The organism is Parasediminibacterium schistidii (assembly GCF_046546515.1).
Lineage (GTDB): Bacteria > Bacteroidota > Bacteroidia > Chitinophagales > Chitinophagaceae > Parasediminibacterium.
This window is the reverse complement of record NZ_JBKHKJ010000014.1, coordinates 64,185-82,113: the sequence shown is the minus strand read 5'-3', so window position 1 is coordinate 82,113 and position 17,929 is coordinate 64,185. Positions and strand designations below refer to the sequence as shown.

The window sequence follows — 17,929 nt, the reverse complement described above, 5'->3', positions numbered from 1 at the left end:
TTGATTATCTGCTTCCCCATCTTTTTTGGAAGGATTGGAAATGAATTGAGTATTTGATACTACTATATTAAAACCTAGCTCAAACTCCCTTACTCTACACTTAGGCTTGCTTGGTAAGTTGTTACTCCGCTCGACTTATGCACGCTTACTGTGTAAACACCGCTTGCAAGTGCCTTGCCCAAACCAATGCTGTAAGTAGCAGTGCCACCTTGGTGCTGCACTGTTTTATCACTTACTTTTTGGCCTAGGCTGTTGTAGAGGCTTACTGTGTAAACACCTTTTTCCACGTTGCCCAATTGCAGGTTCACCATTTTGTTGGTTACCGGGTTAGGATAGAACGAGTAGCTTACTGCTAAAGCGCCTTTCTTTATAACCGATACAGCACTGTATGCAACTTCGCCAGTGGCACTTAGTGCCTTTATGCGATAGTAGTTGCTGCCTGTTGCCACAGATGCATCTATAAAACTGTATGCAGCCGTGCTGGCTGTTGCAGCTACTGTTGCCAACTTGGCAAAGCCAGTGCCTGTAAGCGATTTTTCCACGTCGAAGCTAACCAATCCTGCCATGCCTATCGTGCTCCAGTCAACTGATACCACATCGTTTTTCAAGGCTGTGTTCAGCACTATGTTGCTTATTGGCAATATAGTAGGCTTGAAGATGATGCTAAACCTGTCTTGGTAGCTAGCCGCTACCGCATTGTCTGCCGTAAATGGTATCGTGTTCACAGCAGGCTGCAAGGCTGTGGCTATTTTCAAGTAGCTGTCATAAACAAAGGCTGTCAATCCCCCGCCGTTGTAGTTTGTTGCATCTACTTGCAACTGGTAGCTGCTTTTTGATAATCCTGACATTAACAAGCCAATGGTATCGTCCTTCGTTCCTGGTTTGCGGCCATAGATGCTAAGGCTGTTGCCGCCTTGTTTTATAGATAGGTTGTCCGAGGCGCTTGGCAACTTAGGCACGTCTATAATTGCATCGTAACTATTGCTAAAACTGCTGTCGAATGCCAAAGTGGCTATATCCATTTTCCAGTAGCTGGTGTCGCCGCCGCCTATTTGTTTCAAAAGCGTAAGCACCATCTTGCTAAGGCTGCCGCTACCAAATACATAGCTTTTTGTACTGCCAACTGCTTTTGAGGTCTCGGTAAACACCACGCTAGGGTTAGCGGGCAAAACGCCTTTCTTGTTCTTGATAAACACAGCCTGCCCTGCCTGTATATAGTTAGGGGCAGTAGCCGGGTTGCCAGCTAAATACCTCCCTGTTGCACCATAAGTAGGATCCAGGTAATAGTAGTAATTCTCAATATTAGCACTACTGTCGCTAACTATTTTCCAATCAACAGGGCAAATATAAGGGTTGCCCACTAGGCTAAAACTAGAATCGTTGGCCGTTGTTAAACCATAAGTTGCATTGTTGTAAGCAGTAACCGCAGCACTGCTAGCCGTATTAGATACGCCAGAACTACTGTAGGCAACCTTGCCCGTAATCAGCTGACCCTTGGCGCGCAAGGCAGTAGCATTGTACATTAGCAAGCCTAGTGACGTATTATCAATGGCCGTACCGTAAAGCTTGAAACTCCTGTCACCTCTTATCAGCAACCTATAGCCTTGGAATGGGTTAAGGCTCAAGCCTGTATTAGGGATATTTGTCCAACCACCGCTTGCATAGGTATAAGCAGTTTTCACGGCATTGGCACTTACATCAAATCCATTGCCATCTGTGCTGATACTATTACCAGTGCCAGTTGTACCAGCTACAGGCGTACCGCCTGTAATGAACATGCCATAGCCATTGTTGGTATAACTGCCATTTTCCATCCATTGGTTGAAAATAGTATTGCTTGCCCTGTAAACGCCTGGAGCAATATCTCTGTAGCTGCGGTAGCCTTTAGGAATATAGCGTTCCGCCGTGATTCTTGTGCCGGTTAAAGTGCCTAAAACAGGGCCTAATATGGCGGAAGTTAATATTCCTGTTGATTTTAAGGTAAGCATACTATCCCCTGCGGCAAATGTGCCCGCATTTACGCTTAGTACGCCTGTAATAGTTTGCATGCCGCTACTAATAGTAGCACCAGCACTGTTGGCCAAAGTAAGGCTTGGCAAACTACCTGTACCTGTTATAGATTGTGCAGCAGTACCATTCAAATTAATAATGCCAGAACCGGTTACGCTGCCATTATTGGTAAACGCACCCGTGATGCTATAAGTAGCAGAGCCAATATTCAATGTGCTACCAGCACTAATATTAGTGCTTATAGTTCCTGTAAATGTGGCTCCACCTGTATATACCTGTGTACCTGCTTTGGTATATTGTATTATATTTAGGGTTGCACTAGTGCCACCAGCAATTGTTCCTCCTGTTGCACTAAAATCGCCACCTATTGCAAGTGTGCCAGAATAAGTGCCACTAGCACTTAAAGTAAATGTACCACCGCTAATAGCAACATTCCCACTTGCACTTAGTTTGCTAATATTAGTAGAAGCAGGGGTAATTAGTACAGTTCCCCCGGTTTGCGTGTAATTAATTACTGTAAATGGTGTGCTAGATGAAGTATTTGTAAGATTCAATGAACCAGTACCAGTGTTTTTAACTGTCAGGCTACCATTCAAGGTAAAGCCAGAAACTGGCAATGTCAATGCTGCTGTTTGGCCTGAACAATCCCAAACCATATTATAGAAAGTTTGTGTATGGGTAGGCATTGTAGTAGTTACACCTGCAATGTAAATAGTAGAACCCGTATTCCAGGTGCCTAATGGAATGGTAGTATTTGGATTGTGGGTCAATTGGCCATTAACAATTAAATTGTTAGACAAGGTTCCCAATGCTACCGTGCTATTATTAACAAACAAACCAGAACCAGCTGTGCTGCCAATGGTTATTTTACCAGCAGCACTGATAGCTGGTGCCGCATTGTTATTATAGGTATAGGTACCATCTACCAATAAGTTGCCTGTAAGTGTTAACGTACTAGACGTACCGTTTACAATGCTGCCATTGGCACCAACACTCAAAGTGGACGAAGCCTTAACAGTAGTGGACAACCCTGTTGTTAATATAATAGATGCTGGTACATTTAAACTACTGGCAGTTAACCCATCACCAATTGTGAGCGTAGAGGTTGAAGCCAATGCCCAGTTGGCATCTAAAGATGGGGATGTAACACCTGTGATATAAAAATTAGAAGAAGCCTGTGTTACGCTACCTGGATTATTGCCATCGTAAGCACTAGAACTTTGCCCCCAACTGGTTGCTGCTGTAATATTGCCTGCACCACGGTAGTAAAAATTAAGGGCGAAATTAGAGCCGCTAGTTGCAGTACCTGCATAAGTGGTTACGCCAATGGCACCCGTTGTTGATACGCCATTAGGAACAGTAACTGTAATAGAAGTACTACTGTTTACTACAAAGCTGGTTGCTGGCACACCACTTATAGTTACTGCAGACACAATTATTGATGTGCTGGCATCGTCGAAGTTAGTACCAGTAATCGTTACACTTGTACCACTGCCACCTACCGTAGGGGTAAAACTGGTAATGGTTGGTGTAGAAGCATTGGTGCTAAATTGAGAACTGCTATTGGCCGTTCCAGAACCCGTAACTACACTTACCACCCCACTTGTTGAAAAGCCAGCTGGTATGGTAGCCGTAATACTGGTTGCGCTACTAACAGTATAGGTAGTTATGGCAACACCGCTAACAGAAATAGAGGTAACCAAGTTGTTGTCGCTGCCATCTTTAAAGTTGCGGCCAGTAACGGTTATCACAGTACCCACAGCACCATGTGTTGGTGTAAAGCTGGTGATGCTTGGCGCACCTGCACTATAAATTTGAGCAAAAGTGAAATATTTGCTTCCTGTAAAGCTATTAGAATTAATGACCGAAGTGCCACTTACCATGCCTCCCAAATTAGTATATGTACCCGTTTTTGTAGCACTATACCCCATTGTATTATATGAACCTAATGCAGCACTACGGAATATGGATGCCGAGGCATTTGTAAAGCCTCCTGTACTAATCAAAGCCCAGTATTCTGTGCCACTGATAGAGGTAAGCGTACTGTTATCGTCGTTGCCGCCAGTGCTTGCGCCAAACGCCTGCAGTGTTACTGTTGCTGCGCTGGAGGTGGTAGGGTTAACCAATGAGAAAGGAAGGTAATTGGTTGATTGTCCAATCGGGAACACATAAGTGCTGCCTGATGCAAGGCTTACTGGCAAAGACCAAGTAAGCGCACCTTGAATATAAGAACTAGACGAGCCTGTTATTGCCGATGTGGCGGTATTGGAAACAACAACACCATTAGTTGCTATCAAATTGCCTTTAGTCAAGGTTAATAAACCACTTATTGTCCTGCTACTGCCAATAGTAACCGACGTAGTACCTGTGCCAGAAAGGTTGATGGTTACATTTGCTGGGCTATTGGTTGACGGCCATTCATTGCCTGCCGTGTATGCCCTGCTTGCAGTGGCATCCGTATAAGACAGCAACGAAGTGCTGCCACTATAGTTGATAGCCGAGCTGCCTATATAAGAGAAGCCGCTGCCCACAACAAAAGTACCGCCATTAATATTGATGCCACCGCTATTGGTAATAGTGTTTAAAGCTGTTAAAGTAGCACCAGAAGCCACATTTATAGCACCACCAGATGCAACTGTCAAAGTACCTGTTAATGAAAGGTTGCCAGTAGCAATGTTTAAAGTAGTACCATTGTTTATAGCATAAGTAAGCGCATTCGTACCAAAACTGGTAGTACCATCGCTATTATAAGTTTGCGATGTGCCAGTAAAGTTTACATAAGCAAACCCTGTAACGTTGTTTCTAAACGTACCACCAGCAAATGTTAGGTTGCCACTACTGTTCATTGTACCCGGATAAGTACTATTGTTGGAAATGGCAAACACGCTACTGCCACTAATGCTAAAGTCTCCAACATTAAATATCCTTGCCTCGGTTGAGGATACAGAAGAAATATAAACAGTACCACCCGTTTGTACAAACTTACCAACCGTAAGAGCCGATACCGAAGCAGAAGAAAGTACTACATAAGTAGCGTCTGTATTTATTACATTCAATTGATTAGTAACACCAAAACCAACTTGTGGAATGGAGACGCTCACCGTTTGGGCAGATGGGTTCCAGGTGAAATTATAAAAAGTTTGAGTCCTTGCAGGATAACTATTTGAGCTTGTGCTGCCTGTTACATTACAATTACTACCCGTGTTCCACGTTGCAGTTGGTATGGCCGATGTATTGGCACTTGTACTGGCCACCGCATGTTCGTATGTGCCGTTCACAATAAAATTAGCTGTTGTTGCAGACGATATAATGGTTGCAGCCGTATTTTTAAACAAGCCCGTGCTGCCAATAGTTAACACACCCGCAATAGATGGGGCAGTTGTGCTTGCATGGATATATGTACCTGTAATTTGTAAAGTAGCATTGGCAAGCAGGCTAACGATTGAACCTGTACCAGATGTCAATGTAACACCAGACCCAACAGTAGCTGCAGTTGCAGTAGTTCCATCGCCTATATATAGGTTGGAAGTATTGTCCAGTGTCCAGTTGGCATCTACTGTTGCAGGGCCATTTACAATATAGAAATTGCAATAAGTTCCAGTTAAGCCTGCTGATGGCGTATTTCCATCATTGCCAGCCGTATTTTGTCCCCAGTTGCTTACTGTTGTAAGCGAGCCAGAACCTTTGTAATAGTAATTAATTAGGAAGTTGGTAGGGCTAACCGCAGGCACTGCTGAACTGGTGTTTACAATGAATGTACCACCATTTACCACTCCAGATGGAACAGTAGCAGTAATACTTGTAGCACTGTTAACAGTAAAACTTGTTACTGGTACGCCATTCAATGTTACAGAAGAAGCCCCAGTGAAGTTAGTACCCGTAAGCGTAACCGAAGTACCAGCACCGCCACTATTAGGTGAAAAGCTAAGGATAGATGGGTCTGGCGCAGCAGTAGTTGTACCGGATATTACTGGATTTTTTATGGTAATATAAGTACTGCCTGATACTACTGTTGATTTTCTTATAAAAAACAATCTAACAGATAGCGTTTGACCATTGTTAACCGTGATGGGAGTATTGTAAGATGGTGCAATAGAAATAGGGCCAAGCGGAATGTTCACACCCGCAGTTGTATTGGCAGTTAAGAAATTTTTATCGCTAACAAAACCATCTCTAGAATACGCAATTGCATAGTACATTAAACTTGTTGTCCCTGATAAAGTAATGGGGAATTGCAAATTATTTACAGTAAGGTTATAGCCTGATACGGGCGACACGTTAAATTGTACATATCGTGTAGAATTTGTGCTAAGGGTTGCATTTGAAATACCATCATATGTACTGTTTACCACGGTACTGCCAGATGCTTGGTCTATGATCCATGTTTGAGAAGCAGCATCCCCAGAAGGGCAAACCGACAAGCCAGACGATATGGTGGCATAACTAAAGCCAGTAGTAGCCGTGCCACCTATACCAGTATAGGTGGGGCTACCCACTAAAGTATTGCCCGTTACATTACCAGTTATAGTAGGTGCCCCAGCAGAAGCAAAGCCCCATCTTGCGGCACTATTGTACAATGTGATGGTAGTGGTCAATGCCCCTGTGGTAAGGTAGTTGTATGTGGCTGTATTGGTACCATCCCATGTATAGGGCACAAGCAAGGCATTGTAAGTATTGCCGTTGGTTAGCCCAGTAACGGTAGTACCAGTAACTGAAGGAACGGTTGAACCCTGTGTACCCTCTGCCGTAATGATAGGGGTGCCAACAGACACAGCAGATGATGGTATAACCCCGTTTGGAGACGCTACCAAAGCAGGCGTGCCAGTTGAGTAAACCAGCAAATATCCTCTTTTCGTGGCAGCTCCCGTGGCAGCAGCTGGGTAACTAGCTAAAGAACCCAATGTAAAAACGAAGCTGGTAGTGCTTATTTGGGATGCCGCAAAACCTGTGCCCTGCGATGTTACTGGGGTAGAAAGGGTATAAACGCTTCCTGAGGCGTAAGCACTATTGCCCCCTGCGTTTACTGCATATATCCTATAATAATACAGTGCTTGTGGGCTTAATGAAGTCAATACTTGCGACAATGAGCTGGATGAAATGCCAGATATAGTGCCAGCACCTGTACCAAAGTTATTATTAACAATTGTGGTATCTATGCTATAGGTAAAAGAGGCACTGCCCTGCGTTGCAGGTGCTGTCCAGTTGGCAGTAAAGCCATTGCTGCTTATGCTGCTTGCTGTGCCAATTACTGGTGCATTAGACAAAGTAGTTCCATTTGCTGTAACAGGAGCTGAGGAGTAATTATTAGTCCCGTCATACGAGTAAACGGAAAAATAATACTTGGTATTTGCGGTAAGCCCTGTAAGGTTTGTAAGGCTGCCTATTGCGCCGCTATAAGCAATGGTTTGCCCGCTTAGCACGGTGGTTGGTGCATTGCCAGGAGTTGGTGCAGTAAAGGAATTAGTTGTATTATAATATACCACTATTCCCGTGAAGCCACTGCCAGATGCTGCTAGGTTCAATTGGGTGGTGGAAGCAGCAGTGGCCGTAAAACTAGATGGCTGCGGCACAGTGCTAACGGCACCCATCACCAAATACTGTGCAAAACTAGACAAGGCAGGTGATGTAATGGTTTTGTTGGTGCTGTTCACCGTGCAGGAACCCACGGTTGCGTAGCTGCTACCAGCCAGTGTGCCACTGCTAGCTATCAGCGTGGCAGGGCTATAGTTGGGGTCAGTAAGCCTAATGGTAGTGCTGGTAAGGCTGCCAGCATTGGCAGTAGCAGAAGCTGACCAATACAAATTTGTGTTTAGTGCCAAGGCTGTGCCAGAACCTCCAGTGTTGCCTGCCACAACTTGTGCCTGCACCACTGCGTTGGATGCTGAGCTTGTAACTGGGTTCACCAATTCAAAAGGGGTATAGCTGCCAGAGATACCTAGTGGGTACAGGTAAGTGCTGCCAGAGCCAAGGCTCACTGGCAAAGACCTAGCAAGCGGCCCACGGATGCAGTTAGTAGCCGAAAAACTGCCGCTTGTTGCTACGGCTGTAGTGGCAGTATTGGTAATGCTTAATAAATTGGTGCCTGTTGTAACAAGTACCCCGCTATTCAACGTCAACACACCAGAAATAGTTCTTGCAGCAGACAAAGTAACCGTGCCGCCTGAAAACGTATTATTAATTGTAAGGTTTTTAGGCCCATTGCTTGAAGGGAACTCTGCACCCGTGGTTTGCGAGGCAATTGTACCCGTATATTTTAGCGTGCTGCTTGCGCCATAGGTAATGGAAGAACTAGAGCCCAAAGCAAAAGTACCCACGCTGTCGTTTAGCGTACCACTAATAGTGAGGGCAGTGCTTGCCGCTGTGGTTACGCCATTGCTGTTCCCGATGGTTATGTTAGGCGGGCCACTGCTTACTGGCCACTCCGCACCTGTTGTTTGTGCTGCAGAACCTGCATATTGAACGATTGCATTGCTGCCATAAGACAGAGTGCCAGTACCTAATGAAAGGCTGGACGTTCCTTGTAAAGACAAAGTTCCGTTTACAGTTGTTGTTAACCCACCTATTAATGTTTTAGCACTCGTGCCAGCAAGCGTTATATTGTTATATATAAATGTATTTGTCGAATCCCTTGTACCTGCGCCAGAAGAACCTCCTGGAGAATAAGTTACACTGCTTGGCCTTAGCAGATTTTGCGCCCCACTTGCGTTGTAAACAACAGTACCTAAAAGCGAAACAGTTACCGCATCTATCGAAGGAGCAGCCCCTGACAATTGCAAGGTTCCACCAGCCTGCACGGTAAAACTTTTTGCTGCAGAAGATGCCGAATGTGATATTACCTGATTTCCAGAAGTATTTACACCTGTAGCCGAAGAACTAAATGTAGCTCCATTATTAATCACAAACGCCCCAGTATTGGTTGGCACTGAAGTATTATTATTACCGCACCCAATACGCGCCGAGGTAGACAATATACCAGAAGCTACTGTAATATTTGCCGCACGAAAATTTGCACTAAGCGTACAGATTGTTCCTGCTGAAAAATTGAAAATCACATTTGCATTAATTGTACCATTAATATTCCAGCCATTAGGCACAAATAAAGCCCTATCTGCAGTACCTACAAACGTTACAGTTCCTGTACCAACAGAAGCACCAGTGGCAGCACCTGTAGTGATTGGATATATTGTGGAAGAAGTAGTAAACGTGCCCGTAGTACCTGGAATATTGCCATCGGCAGTACTAGTGGTTGCAGTTCCTGTTGATGGGCTACCAGCTGTCGACAAAGTGCCTTGTGTGAAAATACTAATCGTACCATACACTTGCAAATTGAAAGTACTTACATTCACTTTGCCCGATCCCGTTGAAGACAGAGTAGTGCTTGCATCTGTAAAGCCTATACCAGCAATAAATAAATTAAGACAACTGGCATCAGCAGTCATAGTAACCGTGTGCCCACTTTGTATATAAACATTGTTTGCAGATGTGGGGGCCGTACTAGTAGGAGCCCAAGTACCACCAGACCTCACCTGCCAAGTACTTGCCCCAGTCCAGTTTCCAGTTGCAATGCTCCTGTAATCACCATCAATCTGCGCTTCAGTTTTTATCACACCTATAAATAACACCAACAAAAAAAACAGCACCAGGCTTTTGCCTACAAAGCTACTTTTCCGCCACGAAATAGCTTTTTGCTCATCTCCTGCAGTTGATGCCCAACTAAATAAACAACCCGGCAATGTAGTAGAAAGTACGTTTTTTCTCATGTAAATGAAGTTTATAAACAGAAAATAGGCGTGCTAAAAAACACTCCGCCTGCGTACAAGTGCATCTGCTCATAGTTTTGTAACGTTTATTTTAAAACATTTTTTATATAAACTAAAATTTAATATAAAATAATGTGGGCAGTTTTTTGCAATATTTCATTTATCGTTTCATAAAAAAACAGTAACTTAATTACGAATCATATTAAAAGTAAACATTTGCTATAAGCATTCATATATTATTTTAATAGTTAATTAGTTTTCAAGGCAAAAAATCTTTTATTTTATTATAAAACGCTTGGTTTTGCAAGCGCTTTTTAAAACTTAACCAATTGATAACATACTCTCGTAACCAAAACTTTTATGGTTAATCCCCCTAGTACACGCCAAGAATAGTGTTGCTGGTGCGAAGCTTATGTTGCATACCATTCGCTAAGTTCTACAGCTGATTCCATAACTTATAATTCATAACTTATAATTCATAATCCCCCCCAGTACACGCCAACGCCAAAAATAGTGTTGCTGGTGCAAAGCCTATGGCGCATACCATTCGCTACGTTCTTCCCTTGGTTCCATAACTCATAATTCAAAATTCAAATTCCCCCACTATGGGGGCATTTTGGGATACTCATGGGGGCATATTTCCCCCATATAGGATTTTTCTTTTGCACGGGTCCCAAATCAATCCCAACTTTGTACTATATGGCCTCCGCTAATCTACTACAAAAACAGTGTTGCTGGTGCGCTGCTTATGGCATGTACCTTTCGCTATGTTCTGCCGCTAAGTCCATAATTCATAATTCCCTTAGCGCACAGCCACTTGAGGCTTATTTTTTAATTTATAAAAAACGTCATGACAGTTTACATCATGCTCAAAAAAAACACCCAAAAATCACTCACTTTTCCGCGGAAATCACTCACAAATCACTCACAAAACACTCACAAAACACTCACATTTCACTCACAAAACACTCATCTTAAAAAACGAAAAAACACTGTATTTCAATGAGTTATAATGCAGAAACACTTAAAAATAAAATTCAGGGCGCCAAAAGCCAGCCAAACCAAGCGGCAAAGCCCATGAAAATACGTCATAAAAGTTTTGCTTATAGGATTTTTATTTGGGGCTATATACCTAATGCAAGCAAGTTTTATATTAAAGAAACAACTAAGGGCATCTTAGCCTTGCCTCCCGCATCAGATATTAGTTGGCTTTGGAAAATGATAATTCACCATCAAAATCTTTTCAGTTTATTATCAATAAATTATTAGTTTCTTATTATAAAACTATCATTCCATTATCAATAAACTATCATAAAATTCACTTAAATTATCATAAAAAATGAGGCTTGAAAAACATAAACAACTGAATATCAATGAGTTACAAGCAAAAAAATAAAAATGGCAAAAAATAAATCACGAAAAAAAAAAAAGAACCCATTTCAAATCTTCGCTTAGTACTTCACATTCCCTCCTTTGATTTTGCTCCTTCTACCTTGTTCTTGCCCCATCTCCCTTTGGAGAAGGCTGTGGTGAGGTCGGTGTTGGGGCTAGTTAGGCGCAGAACCTTTGTGCTGCTTTGTGTTTTAGTGCCTTAATGGCAAGCACCTAAATGCCTAAAACTTATACATTACCGAAGCCTTTAAGCAAAACGGCGTACCCGGTGTAAAACACATTTCATCAACGGCTGCGAGTTCGCCTTTTAGGCGTGTTTCTGTGTCAAACTGGGTTTCTTTCCATTTTGTATTCAGCACATTGTTTACTACTACACCGTACTCCCATTTTCCTGTGCTATAGTTTATTACGGCATCTGTAATAAAATAGCCAGTAGCCGTAAGGCTATAATCTTCATTGCCCGGCCTATTTCCTACAAAACGGTAGCGGAGGCTTCCATTGACGCCTTTTTTTGGGGTGTAGGTAATGCCGCCAGTGCTTGTCCATACGGGTGCAAGGGGTATGTAGTTTGCCCCTTTAGGTTCATCGATTGCCCTGCCGTGGGCATAATTTACATCCACATCTATATACAAAGACTTAATGGGTTCGTAGCGGCCAGAAAAGTCGAAGCCAACCCTTTTAGTCTTGCCGTTAAAACTCACATCTCCCCCATCGCCCCCATATACAAACTCCTGCCCAAGGTATATATACCAAACGGCGGCGTTCAACAGCAAGTTCGTGGCTGGTTTTACAACAGTACCAAAATCTGCCCCATAAGCTGAAGGCAATATTTCATACCCATTGGTTACTACCACTGCCCTTGTGTCGTTGGAATGGAAGCCCCTACCCGTGGTGAGGTAAAACTGCATCCTGTCGTTTACATGGTAATAGAAATTTAGCTTAGGGCTAAGTGTATTGGCCTGTGCTTTATATACGCCTATGCCGGGCAGTGTGGTGTCGCTTGCCAATTGGTTGTTGTACCGATGGTAAAACTGGTCGAAACGTAGCCCCGCATTCATGCTAAAATGCTCGTTGAAGCTAAAAGTCTCGCTTAGGTATGGGGAAATGCTTAGCTCGCTGATTTCGCCCAGTTTTATTTGGTTAAGGGTAGTGTACCTATCTACGGTATGGGATAAGCCTGTATTGTGGGTTAAATCTGCCCGTACATTAATGCCGGCCTCGGTAGCCAATTTTACATTGCCTACATAGCCAGTATGTGTGTAGCTGCCATTGTAGCCCACCAAATCCCTATCTTCTTTCTGCCTTATTTCATCACCGTTAACGGTATCTACCAAATAAAAAGTAAAATTGGTGTGGAGGTCAAAATGATAGTTGGAATAGTATAACTGGTTTTTAATCAGCCCACCATTGTTCAAAGTGGTAACTAATTGCACATTGGCATTGGTGCGGTAGGTTATGCCACCTTCATACGGGTCTATTGCCCCATAAAAACCAATAATGCCCTTGTCCACCGCACGCTCTGGTATTTGGCCAGAAGCATCCCATTTACTCCAGAAAGTAGTTGCAGAAACCGTGAGGTAAGTATGCGCAGATAACTTGCCAGTATATTTGGTAAACAAATTGAAACGCTTGAAATGCTGTGGATTATCGAAATACGCATCTGAATAGCGGTATTCCGATGCCACATACCAACTTTGTTGTTTTTCCTTTGCTTTTTTGTTGAGCAAATTAAACATGCCTAATGCCCTGTAGGTGTTAAACATACCCAGCTCTGCCTTTACCACATTGCTGCTAAGTGCATTTTTGGTATTGAAGTCAACAAAGCCAGTAGTACAAAAATCGCCTTTGGATGCTGTGTAGGGGCCTTTTTTAAAGTCAACGCTTTCGATGGTTTCGGGGATAATAAAATGGCTGTCAGCAAAGCCCTGCCCATGCGCATGGGACACCATATTGATGGGCATGCCATCCACTGCCTCGCTAAAGTCGGTGCCATGGTCGGCATCAAAGCCCCGCAGAAATATTTGCTCCGCCTTTCCGCCACCTTGGTGCTGGCCAATGACAATGCCGGGGATAATACGCAGTACTTCTTGGGAATTGTTTACCCCTCGCATGGCAATATCTGTTTTGCTAATGGGCTTGTATTGGTTGCCGGCATTGTTTACAACGGTTACATCCTGCAACGACACTTGTTTGGCGGCAAGGGAAATGGCATTCTTTGCCTGCAAAGCTGCAATTGGCAATACTTGGGAAGCATAGCTAATGCAATTTACCGAAACGGTAATACCTGCTTTCGTTTTATTTTTGAAACTAAACCGCCCCCTTATGTCGGTAATGGCAATGATATTGGCTGGCTGTAAAGTGATGCTACACCCTTCTATTGGCTGGTTGGTGGCAGCATCCACTACATTACCCTGAATATTTTGCTGGGCAATAGCGGAGATTGATAAGAGTAAGAAAAAAATGGGGATTATATATTTTATCATTTATTAAAGCATTTGTTAGGTTAAAAAATATCGGGCTTCCTTAGGGGCAAGGCTTGCCCCTACCCTTTCCAATAAAGGCAAATTAATAGGCACGTCATAACCCATAGTTGCAAAAAAAACGTTAAGTCAGACCAGGGCAAGCCCAGCCCCTATACGTTACCTTTTAGGTTATTAGCGAGTGGAGACACAGTGACAATAAAATCCAATACGAAGCCCCTCTCCAACACCAATTTGGTGCTAAAGAAGTATTGTAGTATGAATGTTACTATATGAAATTTAAGCTTTGGGTGGAGGATAGTCAGTAAATAAGTTGCTATGGGGAATAAAAACTGAAAAATTATCCAATGGCTTTTCAATAGTATAGAAATGAATATGAGGGGAATTATAATCTACTCCCAAAACGATGTGCTCATTTGAAGATGAAGGGAATTTACCTTGGGCTGTGCCTTTTTCTGGATCCGCTTTCTTTTGTATTTCTATTGATTGGTAGTGCGTATGGTATTGGCCATGCTCATAATGGACCGTGGAGATATGCTGGTATAGCCAAAAAGTATGCGCTAGGAAATCGGTAAAATAAGGCAAAACTGGCATGGTTACAGTAGCACTGTAAGCCATTAAAACCAAGTATGCAATTATTTTTCTCATGTTTTTATAACAATAAACCTATGATTATGCAACACTTACGGTTTCGAGACAAGTATAGTTTTAAACATTACAAACATTTTGCCAGTCTTGCTTTTACCATCCTAAAAACACCATGCCCACCCCACAAACAAACAAGGTTAAGCCTCCCATGGCGTGCATGTACCGCTCCCATTTTTCTGTTTGCACAAAGGCAAGCCCATAATAGCCCAGCACCACCATTACCACCATTGTTGCCAATGTAAAAAGCGTATAAACAAGTATAAGCAGCAACATTCCATGCCAAGAATTTTTTGCAGCTGGGTAAAACAACAAGGGTATCATCGGCTCGCAAGGGCCTAATACAAAAATGATGAACATGACCCAAGGCGTTACTTTGTGCCTTTCGGCTGCCTGCACTGCTGCGCCGTGCTTATGCTCGTACACATAAATTTCCCCATCATCAAAAGTATCAAAATGCTTGTGCGGTTTGTTTTGATATGCCCGATACAAGCCCCAAATGCCATAAACCAAGCCAAACGACAGCAATGCCCAGCCAGCAATACCGCCCCGTACATTTTCTAAAGATTTCACTTTGGCCAAGCTCCAGCCCAATGCGGCTCCACCAAGGCCAAGCAACACAGAACTCCATACATGACCGCAGCCGCAAACTACTGTCCACAGCAATGTTTTCCTGAATTTCCAGCCCCTTGATTTTGACAAGGCAATAAATGGCAGGTAGTGGTCTGGCCCCATGGCCGTATGCAAACAAGCCACAGTAACGGCTGCCAATAACAATAAACCTATTTCTGTATGCATCCATTAAAGTGATTGGTAAACTATATGTTTATTTAGAATGAATTAGGATCAATAACAACTAAATCTTTTATATTATCGAATCCTTTATCACTAGAAACAAGTGTAAGATTATGTTCAATGGCTGTTGCTGCAATTATCGCATCGGGAGTTTTTATTTTTTTGCTTCGCCTAATGGCGATACATTTTTCAACTATCTCATTAGTCAGTATAAATACATGGGCATCAGCTATAAATTCAGCTATAATTCGTTCTTTCTTTTTGTCTGCTTGTATCCATGAAAGTGCCTCAATTTGTGTAATTACGGAAATATTAGGAATATCATCTATGATATTCGATATAAAATCCAATCCACTTTCTGTGTAAGTACCCGAAAAGAAATGAGAAATGGCATTATTATCCATTAAATACTTTCCCATTCGTTGCGCATATTTTGTGTATGTTTATCAAAGCTTTCTGCATCTTCTTTAGTAAAAACACCTTTATATTTCTCAGAAAGCCGAGTTGCTGGGCGAGGTGCTTTTTCCGCTACTATTTTCAGGATATTCAATCGTTCCAGATTTTCCAGCAGGGCGAATGCTTTGTTATCTTCTATTTCTACTAATACAGTTTGCATCCTTCACATTTTTTGCTATTTGCAAGGTAGTTGTTTTTCTTTATCTTTTTTGAACTAAACCGCCATCACCCTTTGCACTGTCCAAAACAAAGCAACCAAGGCAATCAAGCTGGAAAGTGGATACACCACCCATTTTTTATAATAGGGCTTCTTGCCAAAAGGGATAACAATTAAACTAAAAACAGCTATAATAATGCTGATTTGCCCCAGCTCTACCCCAACATTGAAGGATAGTATAGACAGGGCAAATTTATTCCTAGGCAAGCCTATTTCATTAAGGGAACTAGCGAAGCCCATTCCATGTATCAACCCAAACATAAACACAAGGACAATCCGCCAAGGTTTTAATTCTGTCAATAATATATTTTCTATGGCGACAAAGAGTATAGAGAGGGCAATAATGGGTTCTACCACCGCACTAGGTGCTACAATAATACTTTTCATGCTCAAAGCAAGCGTTATAGAATGGGCAACCGTAAAAGCGGTAGCCTGCCATAAAATGACTTTTACTTTCCTGCTGAGCAAACAAAGCCCTACTACAAACAAGATATGATCTAGCCCTTGTGGGATGATATGTGTAAACCCTAATTTCAAGTAGAATATGACTACATTTTCAGTAGGTGCTTTTTCTAGGGAATAATTAACCGTATGGGCAAATAGATTGCCCGATAATAGCACCAACAATAATAGTAAGCCTGCAAGCTGCCAATAGTTGCGTTTCATTGAGGGCAAATTAGGGAGGAATTATGAATTATGAGTTATGAATTATAAGTTATAAGAAGTGTATCACTGGTAAGCTATTTTGTACAAACAATAATCTATCTGCCTACATACTCCTTACCCATTTGCCTATTTAAATAGCTTTCAAAGCGGCCGTAGTTTCTGTACGCAGTGCATAACCAATATAGGCATTGGTAGTGGTAGCTTGTTGCAATAAAGTTTTTGCAGTAGCCTTGTCGCCGCTTTTATAATATATCAACCCTGCCCTGCTTAATAAAGTTGGGTTTTTTGAATTGGTTTTCAGGGCTGTTTTTATGTACGGCAATGCTTTTACATAATCACCTTTGTTGTAATAAACCCAAGCAACCGCTTCGTTTACATCTATGTTTTCTGGCCTGCGATTGTATTCCAGCATGGCATGTTCCAGTGCTTTGTCGGTATTGCCTACTTTTAAATATGCATAAGCCAGTTCTTTATCGGCATAGTGGCCAATGTTTTCATCACTCACGCCTGCTTGAGCATCTTTGCTATAGTCTGCAATTACGGCATTGGCTGTTTCATCTGCTTTTTTAGTATCGCCTGTTTGGCGGTAAATGTCAACCAATTCTTCTTTTAGGGAGTTGTCATTTATCAAAGAATCCGCTTGTTGATAATAAGCAATCGCTTTTTTATAATCACCGTTTGCCATAGCAACCCTTGCCAAGCCAGCCAAAGCATAAGGGTATGCAGGCCTTAAAGCCAAAGAATAATTGTACAGGGTATCTGCTTTTTTAAAATCGCCTACTTTTTCATACAAATTTCCCAGCTGCATCCTTGTCCACTCGGTGTGCTCATCCCCTGCGCCTCCTGTTTCCACGGCCATTTTCATGGCTTTGATAGAGCCGGGATAGTCGCCATATATTTCCCTTAGGTAAGATACACGGGAATAAGAAGTAAGGTCTGGGCGAACAGATACCATTTTATCGGCATAACCTACCGCTGAATCATAACTGCCCATTTCTACATTGCCATCTACCAACAGGCCATATACATAGGCATTGTATGGGTTAATAGCCTGTGCTTGGTGTGCAGTAACCAACCCATCTGCAAAATGGTGCTGGCTCATTTGAATCAATGATTTAAAAACCAAGGCATTAAAATTACTAGGTTCAGCTTTTAGCACCCCATTTAGCTGGTGCATGGCAGCCATATCATAATACACAAAATTACCTGTTTCACGGGCTTCTTGGATGAATAATGCGGCTAATTTTAAAGATGCTTTTGTATCAGTAGGGTCTGCTGCAAGGGCTTTCATTAAATCGTCAGCTTTTTTCTTTACTTCAAGCCATTCCTTGCTATTGGCGGCAGGGCCTTTCCTATCTAGCAAGGCATAAACGGTTCCTTCTTTTTGTTTTTGTTTTTGATTGTAATTGTAAACAATAGCAGTTACTGCTACAAAAAACACAACAATGCTTAATAGGTAAATTTGATTTTTTTTCATTTTCGTGAAGTTTTTTCAGATGAACAGATGG

At 42.4% G+C, this 17,929-nt stretch carries 8 protein-coding genes; all 8 read right to left on the bottom strand.

The window, feature by feature from the left end; all coding sequences use genetic code 11:
- Positions 1-89 precede the first annotated feature (89 nt).
- Positions 90-9,770 carry an IPT/TIG domain-containing protein gene (locus ACHFIY_RS09870; protein ID WP_410845919.1) on the bottom strand — a complete coding sequence of 3,227 codons (9,681 nt, stop codon included), beginning with the start codon at positions 9,768-9,770 and terminating at the stop codon, positions 90-92.
- A gap of 1,613 nt (positions 9,771-11,383) precedes the next feature.
- Positions 11,384-13,645 (bottom strand): TonB-dependent receptor, encoded by a 2,262-nt coding sequence (locus ACHFIY_RS09865; RefSeq protein WP_410845918.1) that lies wholly within the window; start codon positions 13,643-13,645, stop codon positions 11,384-11,386.
- A gap of 276 nt (positions 13,646-13,921) precedes the next feature.
- On the bottom strand, positions 13,922-14,290 hold the full coding sequence (locus ACHFIY_RS09860; RefSeq protein WP_410845917.1) for a hypothetical protein: 369 nt from the start codon (positions 14,288-14,290) through the stop codon (positions 13,922-13,924).
- A gap of 93 nt (positions 14,291-14,383) precedes the next feature.
- Complete coding sequence (locus ACHFIY_RS09855) at positions 14,384-15,085, bottom strand: urease accessory protein UreH domain-containing protein (protein WP_410845916.1); 702 nt, start codon at positions 15,083-15,085, stop codon at positions 14,384-14,386.
- 32 nt (positions 15,086-15,117) lie between these two features.
- Positions 15,118-15,501, bottom strand: coding sequence for a type II toxin-antitoxin system VapC family toxin (locus tag ACHFIY_RS09850; protein WP_410845915.1), 384 nt, complete (start codon positions 15,499-15,501; stop codon positions 15,118-15,120).
- Positions 15,486-15,698, bottom strand: a complete 213-nt coding sequence (locus ACHFIY_RS09845; protein WP_410845914.1) for a hypothetical protein — start codon at positions 15,696-15,698, stop codon at positions 15,486-15,488. Before ACHFIY_RS09845 ends, ACHFIY_RS09850 begins: the two co-directional genes overlap by 16 nt.
- Positions 15,699-15,752: 54 nt before the next feature.
- A complete protein-coding gene (locus ACHFIY_RS09840; RefSeq protein WP_410845913.1) occupies positions 15,753-16,421 on the bottom strand; it encodes a HupE/UreJ family protein in 669 nt (222 codons plus the stop codon).
- A gap of 130 nt (positions 16,422-16,551) precedes the next feature.
- Positions 16,552-17,898 (bottom strand): tetratricopeptide repeat protein, encoded by a 1,347-nt coding sequence (locus ACHFIY_RS09835; protein ID WP_410845912.1) that lies wholly within the window; start codon positions 17,896-17,898, stop codon positions 16,552-16,554.
- Between the last annotated feature and the right edge of the window lie 31 nt (positions 17,899-17,929).